The following is an 18364-nucleotide window of genomic DNA, read 5'->3' on the forward strand; positions in this document are numbered from 1 at the left end:
TTAAAACATTCTTAATCTTAAAAATTATGACTTTGAATATTATAACACTTACCCTAAATCCTGCTTTGGATAAAAGTGCCAAAGTAGATGGTCTTGTACCCACCCAGAAACTCAAATGCCATTCCCTAGTATATCAACCTGGAGGTGGTGGCATCAATGTCTCTAGAATGCTCAATAGATTGGAAGAAAAAACACATTGTATATTCACTTCTGGTGGCGATACAGGTAAAAATCTTCACGAATTACTTTTAAATGAAGGCATTACCCCAGAAAGTGTTGCAGTAAAATCATGGACTAGAGAAAACTTATCTATAGTGGATACGCAAACCAATTTGCAATATCGTTTTGGAATGCCAAGTAACGGATTACAAGATGAGGAACTTACTGAAATAAAATCAACATTGGATAAATGTCTCAAAAATAATGATATCCTTGTAATAAGCGGAAGCCTTCCTGAAAAAGTAGCAACCGATTTTTATGCAACACTAATCAAACAGTTGTCTCCAAAAAACATAAAAATTGTTATTGATACTTCTGGTTCAGCACTCACTGAGGCTCTTAAAGAGAAGGTTTTTTTAATAAAACCCAATCAAAGAGAATTGGCACAATTAGCAGGCAAGGAATTTTTATCAAGCACAGAACAAGAAGCCTTTGCTTTAGAAATAGTAAAATCGAGTAAAGCGCAGTATGTCGTTGTTTCTTTAGGAGCAAGAGGAGCCTTTATGGCATCCAAAGAAGGTGTTGTTTATCAATCCACGCCTTCCATATCGGTAAAAAGTACCATTGGTGCAGGAGATAGTATGGTAGCAGGATTAATCTATGCGATTAAAAATGATTTTCCAGTACAAGACATTTTAAAATGGGGCGTTGCCTGTGGAGTAGCCACCACCATGAACGAAGGAACCAATCTTGGCAGTAAATCAAATATAGACCAGGTGTTAAAAATGATTCAGTAACTTTAACCTAAACAGACCAATAAATCCAGACTACTTTTCTAACCCCAATCCCCTACTGTCATGCTATTCGCCTAGATGAATCAGCATCTCCACAAACTAGGACTGAAAACTGCGACTGAAAACTGACCACTTTTCTAACCTTCTCATAACCTGTAACTCGCAACCTGTAACTCGCAACCTGTAACCCAAAACCGCCCACTGAGACTGAGACTGAACCCACAAACAACTCCACAAACTAGGACTGAAAACTGCGACTGAAAACTGACCACTTTTCTAACCCTCTCATAACCCGTAACTCGCAACCCGTAACCGCCCACTGAGACTGAACCCACAAACAACTCCACAAACTAGGACTGAAAACTGCGACTGAAAACTGCGACTGAAAACTGACCACTTTCTTTACTAAATCCACACCCAACAACCTTGCCAAAACCACTAAAATAAAGCCTCGTGAACGGTTTTGATTGGTTTTGACCGCATTTGACTGTTTTTGACTGCTTTCAAGGGGTTAAATAAGGCCTTTGTTCGGAGCTTGTTGCGAAAAGCTGCGGTAAAGCCGTACCAAACACGCACTTTTTCGCAACAATCTCCGAACGAAACTGCTACTTGACTGCTACTAAACCTTATTTATTACTTGCTCCTTATTCTATAAAAAGATTGGATTGTTATTATTATTTATAACCTATGACTGTTATAATATATACTATATATACCTTATAAAGACGCTATATATACGCTATATATATATATTATAAACTTTATTTTGACCCGTCCTTGACCCGTCCTAAAATAACTATACCGTTTAAAAAACTTAGGTGTGGCAGCAGCAGCTCTCTTTATTATTTTTTTCATAATTTTTACTTTTTTATTCCCATACAAAGGGAAATGTTGTCAATCCTACTAACCACTAATTACTAAATACCCATTCCAAAAACCTTACCAAACTCCAAAAAAAACCACCCTGAACGGTTTTGACCTATTTAAAGGGGTTTTGTTCGGGGTTTTGTTCGAGGTTTGCTCGGGGTTTGTTCGAGAACGCTTCGAGGTAACACTAGTAAAATGGAACTTTTTAGCACCTATTCCCGAACAAAACCCGAACGAAACCGCTACCAAACTCAAAAAAAGAGTGTTTTTTAATTAAAAATGATAAACAAAAAATTAGCAAGTTATTTTTATACTATACAAATCATTTTTAGTTTTTAGCTTTTAACTATCATTCTTCAAATATGATTTCCTGTAAAACTGTACAAAATTATTGTGTTACTTTTACAAAAAACAGGTAGAAATACCTATACTCCTATTGCCGAAATGGTTTATTTTTGGTAGGTTTGAGGAAATAAATTACTTTATTTGAAAAACGAAAAACATACTCGCAAAGAAATTATTGATATCCGCCTAAAACAAGCGGGTTGGAATATCAATGATAGAACTCAAGTAGTGGAAGAGTTCGATATCATTATTGATGAAAATCTAGTAAGAGAAGCTCCAACTCCTTACGCAGGTCATCAATTTAGTGATTATGTTTTATTGGGTAAAGATGGTAAACCATTAGCTGTTGTTGAAGCAAAAAAGTCGGCTGTTGATGCTGCAATAGGACGAGAACAAGCCAAACAATATTGTTACAACATTCAAAAACAATCAGGTCAACTTCCATTTTGTTTTTATACTAATGGTCATGACATTTATTATTGGGATTTAGAAAACTATCCTCCTAAAAAAATACACGGTTTTCCAACACGTGATGATTTAGAACGTTTTTTGTATATCAAAAAAGCTCGTAAATCTCTAGTTGGTGAATTGATTAATACAAAAATTGCTGGAAGAGATTATCAAATAGCAGCAATCAGAGCTGTTATGGAAGCCATTGAAAAAAGAAGACGCAAGTTTTTACTAATCATGGCTACTGGAACAGGAAAAACGAGAACTTGTATAGCTTTAGTTGAAACGCTTATGAAATCGGGTTGGGCGGAACGAGTTTTATTTTTAGTAGATAGAATTGCACTAAGAGATCAAACATTAGAGGCATTCAAAGAGCATTTGCCAAACGAACCAAGATGGCCTAATCAAGGAGAAAAAGAAATTTCAGCCGATAGAAGGATATATATTTCTACTTATCCAACGATGCTAAATATCATTAGAAGTGAAGAAAAATCATTATCTCCTCACTTTTTTGATTTGATTATAATAGATGAAAGTCATAGAAGTATTTACAACACGTATCAAGAAATTTTAGATTACTTCAATACGATTACTTTAGGATTGACCGCAACTCCTACAGATGTTGTCGATCATAATACGTTTCAGCTTTTTGAATGTGAAGACGGATTACCAACCTTTGCCTACACTTATGAGGAAGCGGTAAACAATATTCCACCTTACCTGAGCAATTTTCAGGTTATGAAAATTAAAACAAAATTTCAAGAAGATGGAATTAGCAAAAGAACAGTTTCATTAGAAGACCAAAAGAAATTAATTTTAGAAGGTAAAGAAATTGAAGAAATTAATTTTGAGGGAACTGATTTAGAAAAAAAGGTTTCGAATAAAGGTACTAATACATTGATTGTTCGCGAGTTTATGGAAGAATCAATCAAGGATGCGAATGGCGTTTTACCTGGTAAAACTATTTTTTTCTGTATGACAAAAGCTCATGCAAGAAGGATTGAAGAAATATTTGATGCTTTATATCCTGAATACAATGGAGAATTAGCAAAAGTTCTAGTTAGTGATGACCCTAGAGTTTATGGCAAAGGAGGATTACTTGACCAATTTACCCATCAAGATATGCCAAGAATTGCTATTAGTGTTGATATGCTTGATACTGGTATTGATGTCCGTGAATTGGTAAATTTAGTATTTGCAAAACCGGTTTATTCATACACTAAATTTTGGCAAATGATTGGACGTGGTACTCGTTTACTTGAACCAAGTAAAATGAAACCGTGGTGTACAGAAAAGAGTAACTTTTTAATTCTAGATTGTTGGGATAATTTTGATTACTTCAAATTGAATCCAAAAGGAAAAGAGTTAAAAAGTCAAATTCCTTTACCTGTTCGATTATTTGGTATTCGTTTAGATAAAATTGAAAAAGCTATTGAACTAAATGAAAATGAAATTTCTAAAAATGAAAGCATAAAACTTCGCAAACAAATTGAAAATTTACCAAAAAATTCAGTAGTAATTTTAGATGCCAAACACGAACTTCAGAGAGTAGAAGATGATAATTTCTGGAATTTCTTGACTCAAGATAAAATTGATTTTTTAAGAAATGTAGTAAAACCGCTTTTAAGAACAATTTCAAATGTTGATTTCAAAGCAATGCGTTTTGAAAAAGATATCGTTGAGGTTTCATTATCTCATCTAGCCGATGAAAAAGACAAGTTTGAAGCTTTAAAAGACAGCATTATGGAAGAAATATCTGAGTTGCCTTTAACAGTAAACACAGTAGCTAAAGAAGAAAAAATAATTCGACAAGCACAAACCAATCATTATTGGTCAAAAATTAAAGAAACAGATTTTGACGAATTAATTGAAAAGTTATGTCCACTAATGTATTTCAGAGAAAGCTTGGTTGTGCCATTAGGAACAGCTAAATATAATTTTAAAGATGTATTGCATAGTAAAGAATACATTGAGTTTGGTCCAGAGCATGAGTCATTAAGTATTGCAAAATACCGTGAAATGGTGGAGCAAAAAGTAAATGAATTAGTCAAAGCAAATCCTCTATTACAAAAGCTAAAGTCAGGTGTTGAGATTACTGAGGAAGAAGCCAAACAATTAGCAGAAGATTTACACAACGAAAAACCTTTTATTACTGTAGATTTGTTGCGAAGAGTGTACAATCATAGAAAAGCACAATTGGTACAATTCATGAAACACATTTTAGGCATAGAACTTTTAGAAGCATTTCCAGATACAGTTTCAAAATCTTTCGATTTATTTATAGAACAACACAGTTATTTAAACAGCCGTCAATTAGAATTTTTAAATCTTTTAAAATCATTTCTAATTGAAAAAGGAGAAGTGGAAAAACGAGATTTAATAAATGCTCCATTCACTAGAATCCATCCAGATGGTATTAGAGGTGTTTTTTCAAATGCAGAAATAAACGAAATAATAGTATTCATAGAAAAATTAGCAGCATAATGGATAAAGAAATCAGATCAAAATTAATTGAGTTTGCTCGTCTTAAAACCACTTGCACCTACTCACAACTAAATGAACAATTACAGTTACACCTTAATTTTTCTGATCAATCAGACAGAAGTTTAATTGGTGATTGGCTTGGAGAAATTTCTATTCACGAATACGAAAAAGGAAGACCTTTATTAAGTAGCTTGGTAACCCGTAAAGATAAAATGCGAGAACAAGGAGACGGCTTTTATAAACTCTGTGAAGATTTATTAGGCATTCCTTGGCAAGAATTAAAAGCAGACAAAGAATGGGAAAACAACCAAATTGCAAAATGCTTTGAGTTTTGGACCAATCCAACAAATTATAAAAATTACAAAAACGATTAATACAAATGTTAACACCAATATTAAAGAGTAAAGTTGCAACGCTGTGGGATAAATTTTGGAGCGGTGGTATTTCAAATCCATTAAACGCTATAGAACAAATCACCTATTTGCTATTCATGAAGCAATTAGACGAAACTGATAAGCGAAAAATAAGCAATGCCGATTTTTTAGGGGAAGAGTTTAAGTCTATTTTTTCTGGAAAATATTTCCCTCCAGGTGTAGATGAAAAAGACGAAAAAAATGCGGTAGAAAAAGAAACACTTCGTTGGAGTTTTTTTAAAAATATGCCTAGTGATGATATGTTACTACACATTCAAAGCAGAGTATTTCCTTTTATAAAGCAATTAGACGATGCCAATTCGTTTTTCACAAAACACATGGCTAATGCTGCCTTTTTGATTCCTAGTGGAAGAATGTTAACAGAAGCTGTTAAAACTATTGATGAAATTTACAAGGAATTAGAAAAAGAAAATCGTTTTATTGACGCTCAGGGAGATTTCTATGAATATCTTTTGGACTCATTACGCAGTTCAGGTAAAAACGGACAATTTAGAACACCAACTCATATTATTGAATTAATAACCGAATTAGTTGAACCAAAATTAGGTCACAAAATAGCTGACCCGGCAAGTGGTACAGCAGGTTTCCTGTTAGCTGCATACAAATACATCATTACTGAATTTACAAGTGATAATTATAAACATGAAGACGATAATGGATTTGTTAGAGGAACACTAGCAGATAAGTTGGTTGATGAACAAGCTAAAAAAATGCTAAACGAAGAAACTTTTTATGGCTTTGATATTGACCCAACCATGATTCGAATTGGGCTAATGAACCTAATGATGCACGGTATTACCCAACCTAAAATAGATTACAAAGACACTTTGAGTAAAAATTATAATGAAGATAATTTTTACGATATCGTAATGGCAAATCCTCCATTTGCAGGCAGTATGGACAAAGGAGATTTAAACCCAAGCTTTACCGTTTCTTCTACTAAAAGTGAATTGCTATTTTTAGAAAGAATATATAAAATGTTACGCATGGGTGGTACAGCTGGTGTAGTAATACCACAAGGTGTTTTGTTTGGTAGTAGTAATGCATTTATTACAGTTAGAAAATTACTACTTGATAAATGTGAACTAAAAGCAGTAATAGCAATGCCAAGTGGTGTTTTTAAACCTTATGCAGGTGTAGCTTCTGCAATTTTGTTGTTTACAAAAGGAGGCGAAACAAAAGATGTTTGGTTTTATGAAATGCAAGGCGATGGTTGGAGCTTAGACGACAAACGTAATCCTAAAGTATTGCCAAATGGTAACCGTGATTTTGAAGATTTACATGTCATTATTGATAAATATAAAAAAAGAAATGCTAAAAAAGAAACAGATAGAAAACAGCAACATTTCTTTATACCCAAACAAGAAATTGTAGATAATAATTATGATTTGAGTTTAAGTAAATATCAAGAGGAAATTTACGAAGAAATAGAATATGAAAAGCCTAAAATTATTTTAGATAAGTTATCAAAGCTAGAAGAAATAATTAAAAATGAGATTGAAGAATTAAATAACATTCTATAATGAAGTTTGAAAAGTTAGGCAATATTACAAAGAATCTAGATAATAGAAGAAAACCTTTAAATTCTGAAGAGAGGCATTTAAAAAGCATAGATGGCGTATATCCTTATATTGGTGCAAATAATATAGTTGGTTATATAAACGAGTATATTTTTGATGAAAAAATTTTATGTGTAGCTGAAGATGGAGGAAGTTGGGGATATCAAGAGAATTGTGCGGTAATTTATGAAGGCAAAACGTGGGTCAATAATCATGCACATGTTCTTGTTGAAAATGGCAAAGCAAATCTAGATTACATAAAATTCTATTTAAACGAAGCAAATTTAAATAAACATATTACAGGGACTACTAGAGGGAAATTAACTAAAAGTGCTTTAGAGAATATTAAAATTCCTTTGCCAGAAAACCTTGCTGACCAAATCCGTATTGCAGAAGTTTTAATGAAGACTGAAACTTTAATAAAACAAAGAAAAAAAAGTATTGACTTATTAGATGATTTTCTTAGAAGTACTTTTTTGGATATGTTTATTTATAACCCCGAAATAAAAAAATGGACTTTTACTGAAGTAAAAAATACTGTAGAAAAATTCAAAAATGCTATTAAAGCAGGTCCATTTGGATCTTCGTTAAAAAAAGAATTTTATGTTGAGAAAGGTTATAAAATTTATGGACAAGAACAAGTAATCAAGGATGATTTAAATTATGGGAATTATTACATAAATGAAAAACTATACAAAAAACTTGAAAGTTGCAAAATTAAAGAAGGAGACGTATTAATAAGTTTAGTTGGCACTTATGGAAAAATTATAGTTGTTCCAAAAGAATTTCAACAAGGTATTATTAATCCTCGTTTGATGAAAATTAGTTTTGATAAAAAAGTTATTAATCCTGTTTATTTCAAATTCTTCTTTAAAAGTGAATACTTATTAAGACAACTGTCAAAACTATCTCGTGGTGGAACAATGGATATAATAAATGTTGGTATAGTTAAAGAAATAAAAATTAGTATTCCACCAATCAAACTCCAAAACAAATTTGCTTCAATAGTAGAAAAAGCAGAAAAAGTAAAAGAACAATATAAAGAGAGTTTAAAAGAACTTGAAAACTTGTTTGGCTCACTTAGTCAAAAAGCGTTTAAAGGAGAGTTAGATTTAAGCAAATTAGATGTTAGTGCTCAAATAAGAGAAATAGAAAAGAAAATTGAAGCAGAAAATAATTTAGATATTAGTTTGCAATCAAAACTTACTAAACCAATGCAGCAATTAATTAAGCAAACTGAAAATATAAGTAAAATTTTACCTAAAAATTTGGATTCAATTCTTGCTACTCAAAAATATGCTGAAATTGCTCTTCAAGTATCAAAGATAGATGAAATGATGAATCCGTTCAAAGGTATTCCTGATTTACCAGAAAGCGTAATTCAATCTATAAAAAGAGCAAATGAATTAAAATCAATTGCAAGTCAATTAAATAAAGAATCTAAAAAACCAAATAAATTAACTTGGGAAGAAGTCAATTTTTCACAAGTAGCACAATGGATTAATAGTACCTATAAAGAGTATAATTTTAATATTGAAATGTTATTTAATTTCCTTGTAGATGAACACGTTACCTTTCCAAATTATTATTCTTCAGAAGAATTAAAAACCAATCCAAAATTAGTAGAATCAGATGATTTAAAATCATTTATATTTTCAGCTCTAAATAACGAAAATCAATTTATAAAATTAGAACAGTTCTTTTATGATGCTATCAAAGAAAATGTTCCTTTAAAACTTCGGGAAGAAGATTATGAACAGATAAAGGATAAAGAAAAAGGACTACGTTCAGGAATCTATTTTAAAGTAGTAGAATGAAAATAAAAAGTGTAAAAATTCTTGGAGACAATTTTAGAAGTCTTGAAGCAAATAAACTCTATGAATTTAATGTTTCATTTAGAGAAGATCGTCTATCTACAAAAGTTTTTGCTGGATTAAATGGTAGTGGTAAATCTAATTTTTTAGAGCTTTTCTCAGAAATTTTCTACTATTTAGAAATCTATCATTTAGAAACTGTTGGTGAAGAAGAAAAAAAAAGCAAAAACTTTGGTTTTGAAATTGAATATTTTCTCCCAATGGTAAAACCAGCCAAAAGTATAGTTGATTTTGAAAATGCAATTGATTTTGATATGCAAATCAAAATTATAAAACCTTTGGGGCTACCTCCTGAGTTTTTATACATTCCATTAGGTAAAAGGGAATTTATAAGATTAGATGAAGGAACAGAAACATTATTACCTGCAAGAGTTATTGCATACACTTCTGGTCAAAACGAATTATTGAGTAATTCTTATTACAAGTTAAAATACCATTATTTTAAAACTTTTGAGGATAAAGACAAACTAGAAGAAGGTGAAGAAGTTTCAGAAAATCATAGGTTGTTTTTTATTGATTACAATGCAAATTATTCAATTTTTGTTGCCAACATGCTTTTAGGAGAAAGTAAAAAAATTGAGTTACTTAAGACAACATTACAGATTGAAAGTCTAAAATCTTTTAGAATTACTCTAAATACTGAGGATTTATATAAAAAAGTAATTCCAGTAAGTGATTTAATTGCTGAGAATATTTTAAAGTTGAAACAATGCGCAACAACTTGGATTGAAAAAGAAGTAGATAAAAATAAATTATTAATTCTAGATTTTAAAGTTGATAGTGCTATACAATCTGCATTCAAAAAACATTTTACTTCAGCTCATAATTTATTTAAAGTATTTTACGAATTAGAAATTTTTAATCTTTATCTAGTAAATTCAATTACTAGAAGACAAATACTAAACGCTAATAAAACACTCAATATTTCTGATGAAATGCCTAAACCAAATCCATCAAGATTAGTTTTTAGGATTGAAAAAATAGTTATCAGTAAAATTATTGAAGAAAATAAATTAGAAAAAGACATTTATTATAAATCATTATCAGATGGTGAACATCAATTTAATGAGGTTGTAGGAACAGTCATGATGATGCAAGATGAAGGCTGTTTATTTTTAATGGATGAACCTGATACACATTTTAATCCAAAATGGAGAGCTAAATTTATAAAAACGTTAAATCTTGCAGCTGCAAAATCTTATGATAGTGAAGGTAATATTACTAAAGTTAGGAATCAAGAATTGATACTCACAACCCACTCTCCATTTGTTATTTCGGATTCATTTAGTCAAGATGTATATAAATTTGAAAAGGAAAAAGGTTTAATTGATTATTCAAATCCTGAATTTCAAGTTTATGGTTCTTCAGTTTCTATTATTCTAGATGAAATTTTTGAAAAATCGGAAGGTATATCTGAAATGGCTAAAAAAGAATTGAGAGATATGGTCGATAAAATTACAACTACAGATGAATTGAGAAATGTTGTGGAACGATTAAATAGAGATTTTGGTGATTCTGTAGAAAAGTTTGATTTATTCAGTAAATTAAGAAATATAAAAGAACAACTTGAAAAAAGTGGTAAATAATGCTATACTTCTACAAATCCATATCACCACATCCTATAGAAAATCTACATAACTATTTAGATTTTTTCTTCACAAGAATGTTTGATGACACTCAAACTGTTTATTCACATGCTTATTTAATTCATCCAAATTTTCAAGGAATTATAGACACATATAAAGAACAAATTGATGAAAGATTAAAAGCACTTTTTAATGCATATATTGGTTTGGCAACACCACAAGAGAAACAGATTGTAAAAGATGCCTATTTTATAAATAATGATATAGTATCACTTTCAGACGCAACAAATACACCTATAAAATATTCACAATTGCCTGCTGGAATTTCAACTCAAATAAAAAGCTTCTACGATGAACTTTGGGGAGACAGTAAAATTTTAGGTTATGCAACAGTGGTAAATTCATGTGGTACTGTTAAGCAACATTTTAATAGATTTAGGGAAGTTAATGAGTTTTTAGTTTGCCCATTTTGTGGATTAGAATCACTGTTATGCGAACATGATGACGGTAGGGATGATTATGATCATTATTTATTAAAATCACAATATCCTTTTATATCAATAAATTTTAATAATCTATTTCCAATGTGTCATAGGTGTAACTCTAAAAATAAAAATCAAAAAGATTTGGTTTATGAAAATGTAGCGGCTCCACAACGACGTTTTTATTATCCTTATTCTAAAGAAGCTAATCATGAAATTAATCTTAACATAGTTTCTCCCAACAATGATTTAAAAGACCCAACACAATGGCAACTAGAAGTAAATACAACAAACCTAGCTTACGAAGATTGCAAAGAAACATGGAAAGATGTATTTAATATTGAAACTAGATATAAAGCAACAATTTCAAAGCATTCTAAATTTTGGAAAGAAAGAATATTTTCAAAACATCATAACATTTGTAAAAAAAATGGAAGAAGTTATGCAGAATTTGAAGAAGATATTTTAGATGACTTTAATGATTATTTAAATATTTCTAATGGAATTTTGATGAAGTCATTTAATGATTTTGTAATCAACGATCCAAATTGTCAAGCTAATTTGACAGGGATTTTAATCGTTTAAGGCATGATAAAGAGAAAAGACATAGAGGATTATCAAATCAGTCATGGAAAACATTTACAAAATGTAAAAACAGCTTTTGAAAAATTCAATTTAAAAGAAACTATTGAAAAAGCGGCAAAGTCTATTGACCCAACTAATAATAACAAAATGTTTAGTCATCAAAGACGAGTTGGAAAGGAGACAGCTAAGGAAGGTTATGGGTTATTAAAGCTCAAAGAAGCGGCAATAGCAAAATGCCAAACTTTTGAGGATATTATGGTTATAACGGATGAAGTTATGATTCAAGTTGACAGGCTTGGTCTATTATGGAGCTATGATACTGCGTTACGAATTGGTTTTCAAAAGAAAGTATATCCTAAAAATGTTTATTTGCAAGCAGGTGTTAAAAAAGGATATAAAAAAATCTTCAATCAAAATCCTAAAAATAGATTTGTTGAGAAAGATATGTTTCCAATAGAATTTCAAGTTCTAGAACCTTACGAAATCGAAAATTTTTTATGCCACTGGGGAAATGATAAACAAAAAAACAAGTCCTGTTAGATGTAATTAATTTTGTTTAAATTTACATTCTAAATTTAGAAAGTATCATAGCAATTTTAGTAGCTGCCAAAAATGATACGTCTTTGTTTTTACTTTAAAAAAAAACTTTTTTTGACACGTATTTAACACGTAAGCTTCCCAATAACTATTTTTTTATACTGAAAACCAATTAATTATAACAAAGGTTTGAATCCTTTTAAGATTCAAACCTGTTAAACTGTAATAACAAAATAACATCCTAGGGTTGAGCAATTTTTCCAATAATTCCTAAAATAAGCGATGTCAATCCAAGATTTTGAGTAGTTTTATTTTTACTGCTCATCATTCCTAATCCACTTAAAATTGCAATATTACTAGTTGTATCCACCTGCTTACTTTTAGGCATCCCTTGTGAAATCATTCTAGCAAAATGCTCACAATTAAAGGCAATTAAATCATAGGCTTTACCAAGTATACGATTTATGTTACCTACAACATATTGCCTGTCAAATTCAGTACCTCCAAATTTTTCAGTACGTAAAATCATATTACCTTTTAATGCTTCTGCTAAAATTACATAACGTACACCAAAACCATTTTGATTTTCTGCAACAATAATTTGGCCATTTTGAATGCCAATATACACCATATAATGAGTACTAAAAATACCTTTGGCTCGTACAATCAAATCACCTGTCCTTAAATGACTTAAATTCATATTTTTTAAATTAAAATAAAACAATAGAAAGCACCTCATTCGCTGAAGTGCTTTTTCTAACTACTCTAAAAAGAAAATTACTTCTCTTTTCTTACTCCTTTAAAAGGCGTTCCATCTTGCTTAACATCCATAAAACGGCCAGTACGCGTATCACGTTTAACATACTGTCCAGTTGTAGGATTATAAGTCTGACTTCTACCTTTTACGGCACCATTACGATGTCCATCTCCTGATTTACCATTTCTTGCCATAACAATAAAGTTTTTGACCAATCAAACAATTTAATACTGAGGTGTTTGATTAAAAACCCAAGGAATAATTAGGTAATAAATAAAAATCTATTACTTTTGCAGAAGAAATAAACAAGCGACCAACTTTTAAATTTCTAATGACCGAAGCATTATTCCATTTACTTCGGTTATTTTTTTACTTTTTCTTCATATTGCTTTATAGTATCTATACCATCTATCAATTTACTATCTTTTGATTTCACCTCCTGAATAAACATATTACATTGTATTTCAGTCAAAATAGCTTTTTGATATGCTTCTAAAAGAATATCCATAGTGGTTAAATAAACAATACCATTATAATCACAATAGTCTTTAATATCCTTTAAATTACTACTTGCAATATAATCTTTTGTATATTTCGCTACTGCCATACAAGCTGCTTCACCATCACCCATATTGTATTTTAATTTAGCATATTCTTTAATTATAGAAACATCTTTTGGAAAAGGAATTACTTCAATTTTTGTCCATTCAATAAAATTTTCTAAAGCAACAATACTTTTTTTACGCTTATTCAATTCCTCTTTTACTTTATCCAAAATAACAAAACGATTTGGAAATATTTTTGGTAAAAGCAATTGTTGCCCACCTTTTGTAAAGTGTATAATTACATCACAGTCTAATAATATTCTAGGTTCATTACTAATTTTCTTTCCCATAGTCGTTAAATTTTGGATCATCAATATCTAAACCTATATCTAACATTAAAGAATGGTAATGACTTTCAGAAATTTTACCAATATCAAAAAGAGCCTTTACTTTTGTACCATAATCTCCTACAACTTTTTCCTCATCATTTCTTTGGTATAGTTCAGCAGAATAACCATGTTCAACAGCACTTTTAATTACACCTTTTAAATAGTGTTTGTAATCTTCATAATGAATATATTTTGATTTACTCATTCGAACCAATAGTGCGGCTCTAGAAACTCCAAAATATTGCTCCATCTTAATTAATGTTGCTAATGAAATTGTCTCACCCCACCCTAATTCTTTCTCTGGTATTTGTTTAATTAAAGCAGCTTCAGGCATTAAAAAATAAGAACTAAAAATATCTGCATTATATTCTTCCCTATCTTTTTTATCAAATTTACCTGCATTACACATTTGAAAATTAAAATCACTCTGTATGAATAAATGATATATTTCATGTCCAATAGTGAAATTCTGTCTTCCTACTGGTAGAGCTGAGTTGATAAGCATAAATAAATTTTCATTAGTCTTTAAAGCCATTCCAGAAAATTCACTCTCCAAAGGTTTAAATACAGTAAGAACACCCAAAGTCAACAAAAGTTTTTCTAAATCTATTGATGTTTCGGTACCTAATCCTAATTCTCTTCTGAATTTATTGGCCTTTGCTTCTAATATTTTCTCATTAAATGCCATTATACAAACGATTTATCTTAATATAATTTTTCACAATCTTTCCAAATTCAGCTAACTTCTTCATATCATTTTCAGTAACAGAATCTTTTCTAAATGCAAAAACAACTTCAGCCATTGCATCTTCAGCTGTTTCACTAAAAAAAATATCTAATTCAACACCAAATAAATCAGATAACTTTTCTAAAATCTCTAAAGAAACCTCTCTTTCATTATTTTCATAAAAACTAACCATTTCTCTTTTTATATCTAAAAAACTTGCTAATTTCTCTTGCGTATAACCATATCTCTCTCGTAATCCTTTTATTACCAATCCAGTAGTAGCTTCCATAATTAGTTCAGTTTTGATTAAAGTATATTTATTTTCTAGTTTATTTTATGTTACAAAAGTAATCATTTTTTTTAAATTAAAGAAATATGTACAAATATATTTATACCAAAAATGTTTAATTAGCATTTAAATAAGCAATATGTATAGGCTCTTTATCTCTCAAATAATCAAAAATCAACATCTGTTGTTAGTTTTGGAAAAATAGTAAGATAGTCTTCTATCAATTTATTCTTTGGGGTTACTTTAGAAACAATTTCAAAAGCAGTTTTTGAAGATAAAAAAGGGTTCAAAATAGCTTCTAGTAATGGTAATTTATCACTTTTGAAAGAATTAAAGTCTTTATCCCTAAGAATTAAATTCCATAGTAAATCGTGTGAAACAAAAGTATGAGGAATAAAATGTTTCTATTTAGTCTAGCAAACCACAATTCCTAACTCTTTTAAAACACTATTCCAATAAGTATTCCCCTACTTCATTAAACTATTTGGTGTAGTTTTCCTGATTTATCTTAAATTTGTTTTCGTAGGAATAAATTCTTACTGCCAACTTATATTAAAAACGAACCAATTACATAGAAACCATAAATTTCAAGATATGAAAAATCCCATTTTAAAAGCAATGTTACTAGTAGTTTCCTTATTTTTCTTTTCCAATTTTGTTGCAGCACAAAAAGCGACTCAAAAAGTAGTAATAAAAACATTTTTACATTGTGATCATTGCAAGGAATGTGAAACTTGTGGCCAGAAATTCAAAACAGAAATGCTTAAAATAAAAGGAATAAAAATGTATGAGTTAGATGAAAAAGCAATGACTTTCACTATATATTACAATGCAAAAAAGACTAACTTACAAGCAATTAAACAAGGTATTTCTAAACTAGGGTATGATGCAGATGAAGTAAAAGCTAACGCAGAGGCTTATGAAAGTTTGGACGGCTGTTGCAAAGCATAGTTATGAAGTTTACTACTAAAATGCCAAATAAGCTAATTCCTTTTTATCAAAATGAGTTGGAAGCGGTTAAAGATAATTTAGAACAAAATAAGTTACAAAATGCTTGGTATCATTTGGAACGAGCACATATTATAGCACAAAAATATCCTTACGAGCACACTTTTGTACTCTGGAAAATGGTACAATTTGGTATTAAAATAAAAAGTGCAAAAGAAGTTATGGGTCAAATACCCAGATTATTGGTAGGTGGTGTAAAATCATTCGTGGGTCATATTCCTGTAGGCAATACAGGTGGTGCAAATGTTCCGCCTTTAAAAACAATGGAAATACCAAAAGATCTTAAAGAGATCTTACAGGCGAATTCCTAAACAAGTATACTATGGAAAATCAACTCAAAAAGGACAAACAGGAAGAACAAGGTTGTTGCGCAATAGACGAAAAGATAAATCTAAACACAGCACAGCATGCTGAGGATGACGGACACGGCCACCATCATTCCAGTTCAGAAAAAGCTACTTTGCAAATGTTTGTACCTGCCATTATAAGTTTTGTCCTATTAGTGGTTGCCATGGGTTTCGATAATTATTTTATCCAATCTTGGTTCACAGCTTGGGTACGAGTAGCTTGGTATGTTGTAGCTTATATTCCTGTTGGAGTTCCAGTTATAAAAGAAGCTTTTGTAAGCATTAAAAAAGGCGATGTTTTTTCAGAATTTCTATTAATGGCAATTGCCACTATTGGAGCCTTTGCGATAGCTGAATTCCCTGAAGGTGTAGCTGTAATGTTGTTTTATGCTATTGGAGAAATATTCCAAACATTAGCAGTTCAAAGAGCAAAAGCCAATATTAAAACATTACTCGACCAACGACCAGATGAAGTTACTATTTTAGAAAATAAAGTAGCAAAAACTATAAAAGCTTCAAAAGCTCAAATTGGAGCTATTATCCAACTAAAAGCAGGTGAAAAACTAGGGCTTGATGGGGAATTACTTTCAGACACAGCTTCATTCAATACAGCAGCACTCACAGGAGAAAGTAAACCAGATACAAAAACAAAAGGGGAAACCGTTTTAGCGGGAATGATAAACTTAAATTCGGTTTGCCAAGTAAAAGTAACCACGGCTTATACAGATAGCAAACTATCGAAAATTCTTGAAATGGTGCAAGAAGCAACCGCTAAAAAAGCACCAACAGAATTATTCATCAGAAAATTTGCCAAGGTTTACACCCCAATTGTAGTGATTTTGGCGGTCTTAATTTGTCTTGTTCCTCTGTTTTTTGTAGCGGATTATCACTTTAAAGATGGGTTGTATCGTGCTTTAATCTTTTTGGTTATTTCTTGTCCTTGTGCTTTAGTAATTAGTATTCCTTTGGGCTATTTTGGAGGAATTGGAGCAGCAAGTAAGAACGGAATTTTATTTAAAGGAAGTAATTTCCTTGATGTGATGGCTAGCATTCAAAATGTGGTAATGGATAAAACGGGAACAATGACTGAAGGGGTTTTTAAAGTACAAGAAGTAGTTTTTAATTCTGATTTTAATAAAGAGGATATACTTCAAATGGTAAATGCTATAGAAAGTCAAAGTACACATCCAGTAGCAACTGCCATTCATCAATATGTTGGAGAAATAGATACTACCCTAGCACTTAAAAAGGTCGAAGAAATAGCAGGACATGGATTAAAAGCAACTATAAATGATAAAGAAGTAATAGTAGGAAATTTCAAACTAATGGATAAATTTTCTATTGCTTATGATATGAATCCTAAAAGTATTGTTGACACTTTAATTGCGGTCGCTTATGATAAAAAGTTTGTGGGCTATTTAACTATTGCAGACAGTATAAAGGAAGATGCACAAATTACAATTGACAAATTAAAAGCGCTGAATGTAAAAACAACGATGCTAAGTGGTGATAAAAATTCAGTAGTACAATTTGTAGCTCAAAAACTTGGCATTAAAAATGCTTTTGGAGATTTACTTCCAGAAGACAAAGTAAATAAAGTCAAAGAAATTATTGCTAAAAAAGAAACGGTTGCTTTTGTGGGCGATGGTGTAAATGATGCACCAGTTGTAGCATTAAGTAACGTAGGTATTGCAATGGGCGGTTTAGGTAGTGATGCCACAATAGAAACTGCAGATGTTGTAATACAAGACGACAAACCAAGCAAAATACCCATGGCCATAAATATTGGCAAACAAACCAAGAAAATAGTTTGGCAAAATATTAGTTTAGCATTTACAGTAAAAGCAATTGTTTTAATCTTAGGTGCTGGTGGTTTAGCTACCATGTGGGAAGCCGTTTTTGCCGATGTAGGGGTTGCATTATTAGCTATTCTAAATGCGGTGAGAATTCAGCGAATGAAGTTTTAAAATTACTTATCTCTTTTGATATTTCTGTCAAGCTGTTCGCCTAGGCGAATCAGCTTCTAAATCATATTTGAAAATCAATTATATAAGATTCTGATTCGCCTAGGCGAACAGCATGACAAGTTTCCTGACTTTTCAAACAACCACATTTTTTACAATTCATTCTCATTCAAAGACTCAAA

The 18364-nt window shown here is 30.8% G+C and carries 16 protein-coding genes; 11 read left to right on the top strand and 5 right to left on the bottom strand.

The genetic code is table 11. The features are described from left to right. Positions 1 to 26 precede the first annotated feature (26 nt). The 8 genes from ACULEV_RS10235 (at position 27) to ACULEV_RS10270 (ending at position 12159) form a co-directional block, all read left to right on the top strand. Positions 27 to 956: a 1-phosphofructokinase family hexose kinase gene (locus tag ACULEV_RS10235; protein ID WP_445454957.1), complete on the top strand. Its 930-nt coding sequence runs from the start codon at positions 27 to 29 to the stop codon at positions 954 to 956. Between the two features lie 1350 nt (positions 957 to 2306). Then, a complete protein-coding gene (locus tag ACULEV_RS10240; RefSeq protein WP_445454958.1) occupies positions 2307 to 5099 on the top strand; it encodes a type I restriction endonuclease subunit R in 2793 nt (930 codons plus the stop codon). Beyond that, the gene (locus tag ACULEV_RS10245; RefSeq protein WP_445454959.1) at positions 5099 to 5473 is read left to right on the top strand and encodes a hypothetical protein; all 375 of its coding nucleotides are present in this window, start codon (positions 5099 to 5101) and stop codon (positions 5471 to 5473) included. The genes ACULEV_RS10240 and ACULEV_RS10245 overlap by 1 nt, the downstream gene beginning before the upstream one ends. A 5-nt stretch (positions 5474 to 5478) precedes the next feature. Then, a complete protein-coding gene (locus ACULEV_RS10250; protein WP_445454960.1) occupies positions 5479 to 7056 on the top strand; it encodes a type I restriction-modification system subunit M in 1578 nt (525 codons plus the stop codon). Next, entirely contained in the window at positions 7056 to 8909 is a 1854-nt protein-coding gene (locus tag ACULEV_RS10255; protein ID WP_445454961.1) for a restriction endonuclease subunit S, read from the top strand. The genes ACULEV_RS10250 and ACULEV_RS10255 overlap by 1 nt, the downstream gene beginning before the upstream one ends. Next, positions 8906 to 10552: a restriction system-associated AAA family ATPase gene (locus tag ACULEV_RS10260; protein ID WP_445454962.1), complete on the top strand. Its 1647-nt coding sequence runs from the start codon at positions 8906 to 8908 to the stop codon at positions 10550 to 10552. Before ACULEV_RS10255 ends, ACULEV_RS10260 begins: the two co-directional genes overlap by 4 nt. Next, positions 10552 to 11619 carry a hypothetical protein gene (locus ACULEV_RS10265; protein WP_445454963.1) on the top strand — a complete coding sequence of 356 codons (1068 nt, stop codon included), beginning with the start codon at positions 10552 to 10554 and terminating at the stop codon, positions 11617 to 11619. Before ACULEV_RS10260 ends, ACULEV_RS10265 begins: the two co-directional genes overlap by 1 nt. A 3-nt stretch (positions 11620 to 11622) precedes the next feature. Next, complete coding sequence (locus tag ACULEV_RS10270; RefSeq protein ID WP_445454964.1) at positions 11623 to 12159, top strand: hypothetical protein; 537 nt, start codon at positions 11623 to 11625, stop codon at positions 12157 to 12159. 238 nt (positions 12160 to 12397) lie between these two features. Here the strand turns inward: ACULEV_RS10270 and ACULEV_RS10275 are convergent, their stop codons facing one another. The 5 genes from ACULEV_RS10275 to ACULEV_RS10295 all read right to left on the bottom strand — a co-directional run bounded on the left by ACULEV_RS10275 (position 12398) and on the right by ACULEV_RS10295 (position 14863). After that, complete coding sequence (locus tag ACULEV_RS10275) at positions 12398 to 12856, bottom strand: hypothetical protein (protein WP_445454965.1); 459 nt, start codon at positions 12854 to 12856, stop codon at positions 12398 to 12400. Between the two features lie 77 nt (positions 12857 to 12933). Then, positions 12934 to 13107 carry a hypothetical protein gene (locus tag ACULEV_RS10280; RefSeq protein WP_445454966.1) on the bottom strand — a complete coding sequence of 58 codons (174 nt, stop codon included), beginning with the start codon at positions 13105 to 13107 and terminating at the stop codon, positions 12934 to 12936. A 167-nt stretch (positions 13108 to 13274) separates the two neighbouring features. Continuing rightward, positions 13275 to 13808 carry a hypothetical protein gene (locus ACULEV_RS10285; RefSeq protein WP_445454967.1) on the bottom strand — a complete coding sequence of 178 codons (534 nt, stop codon included), beginning with the start codon at positions 13806 to 13808 and terminating at the stop codon, positions 13275 to 13277. Continuing rightward, entirely contained in the window at positions 13792 to 14535 is a 744-nt protein-coding gene (locus ACULEV_RS10290; protein WP_445454968.1) for an ImmA/IrrE family metallo-endopeptidase, read from the bottom strand. The genes ACULEV_RS10285 and ACULEV_RS10290 overlap by 17 nt, the downstream gene beginning before the upstream one ends. Further along, positions 14525 to 14863, bottom strand: coding sequence for a helix-turn-helix domain-containing protein (locus ACULEV_RS10295; RefSeq protein ID WP_445454969.1), 339 nt, complete (start codon positions 14861 to 14863; stop codon positions 14525 to 14527). Before ACULEV_RS10295 ends, ACULEV_RS10290 begins: the two co-directional genes overlap by 11 nt. 594 nt (positions 14864 to 15457) lie before the next feature. On the opposite strand from ACULEV_RS10295, the gene ACULEV_RS10300 reads away from it, so the two are divergent. From ACULEV_RS10300 to ACULEV_RS10310, 3 genes are read left to right on the top strand one after another with little or no spacing between them, the layout of a single operon-like run. After that, positions 15458 to 15814 carry a cation transporter gene (locus ACULEV_RS10300; protein ID WP_445454970.1) on the top strand — a complete coding sequence of 119 codons (357 nt, stop codon included), beginning with the start codon at positions 15458 to 15460 and terminating at the stop codon, positions 15812 to 15814. Positions 15815 to 15816: 2 nt separating this feature from the next. Further along, on the top strand, positions 15817 to 16182 hold the full coding sequence (locus ACULEV_RS10305; RefSeq protein ID WP_445454971.1) for a DUF3703 domain-containing protein: 366 nt from the start codon (positions 15817 to 15819) through the stop codon (positions 16180 to 16182). An 11-nt stretch (positions 16183 to 16193) separates the two neighbouring features. Further along, the gene (locus ACULEV_RS10310) at positions 16194 to 18185 is read left to right on the top strand and encodes a heavy metal translocating P-type ATPase (RefSeq protein ID WP_445454972.1); all 1992 of its coding nucleotides are present in this window, start codon (positions 16194 to 16196) and stop codon (positions 18183 to 18185) included. Positions 18186 to 18364 lie beyond the last annotated feature (179 nt).

It is taken from the genome of Flavobacterium sp. HNIBRBA15423 (genome assembly GCF_052655965.1).

Bases quoted from the DNA above. Each gene is read 5' to 3' on its own strand.
- ACULEV_RS10260 (WP_445454962.1), top strand. From the start codon at position 8,906: ATGAAAATAAAAAGTGTAAAAATTCTTGGAGACAATTTTAGAAGTCTT.
- ACULEV_RS10280 (WP_445454966.1), bottom strand. From the start codon at position 13,107: ATGGCAAGAAATGGTAAATCAGGAGATGGACATCGTAATGGTGCCGTA.
- ACULEV_RS10300 (WP_445454970.1), top strand. From the start codon at position 15,458: ATGAAAAATCCCATTTTAAAAGCAATGTTACTAGTAGTTTCCTTATTT.
- ACULEV_RS10285 (WP_445454967.1), bottom strand. From the start codon at position 13,808: ATGGGAAAGAAAATTAGTAATGAACCTAGAATATTATTAGACTGTGAT.
- ACULEV_RS10235 (WP_445454957.1), top strand. From the start codon at position 27: ATGACTTTGAATATTATAACACTTACCCTAAATCCTGCTTTGGATAAA.
- ACULEV_RS10275 (WP_445454965.1), bottom strand. From the start codon at position 12,856: ATGAATTTAAGTCATTTAAGGACAGGTGATTTGATTGTACGAGCCAAA.
- ACULEV_RS10305 (WP_445454971.1), top strand. From the start codon at position 15,817: ATGAAGTTTACTACTAAAATGCCAAATAAGCTAATTCCTTTTTATCAA.
- ACULEV_RS10245 (WP_445454959.1), top strand. From the start codon at position 5,099: ATGGATAAAGAAATCAGATCAAAATTAATTGAGTTTGCTCGTCTTAAA.
- ACULEV_RS10265 (WP_445454963.1), top strand. From the start codon at position 10,552: ATGCTATACTTCTACAAATCCATATCACCACATCCTATAGAAAATCTA.
- ACULEV_RS10290 (WP_445454968.1), bottom strand. From the start codon at position 14,535: ATGGCATTTAATGAGAAAATATTAGAAGCAAAGGCCAATAAATTCAGA.
- ACULEV_RS10310 (WP_445454972.1), top strand. From the start codon at position 16,194: ATGGAAAATCAACTCAAAAAGGACAAACAGGAAGAACAAGGTTGTTGC.
- ACULEV_RS10250 (WP_445454960.1), top strand. From the start codon at position 5,479: ATGTTAACACCAATATTAAAGAGTAAAGTTGCAACGCTGTGGGATAAA.
- ACULEV_RS10270 (WP_445454964.1), top strand. From the start codon at position 11,623: ATGATAAAGAGAAAAGACATAGAGGATTATCAAATCAGTCATGGAAAA.
- ACULEV_RS10295 (WP_445454969.1), bottom strand. From the start codon at position 14,863: ATGGAAGCTACTACTGGATTGGTAATAAAAGGATTACGAGAGAGATAT.
- ACULEV_RS10255 (WP_445454961.1), top strand. From the start codon at position 7,056: ATGAAGTTTGAAAAGTTAGGCAATATTACAAAGAATCTAGATAATAGA.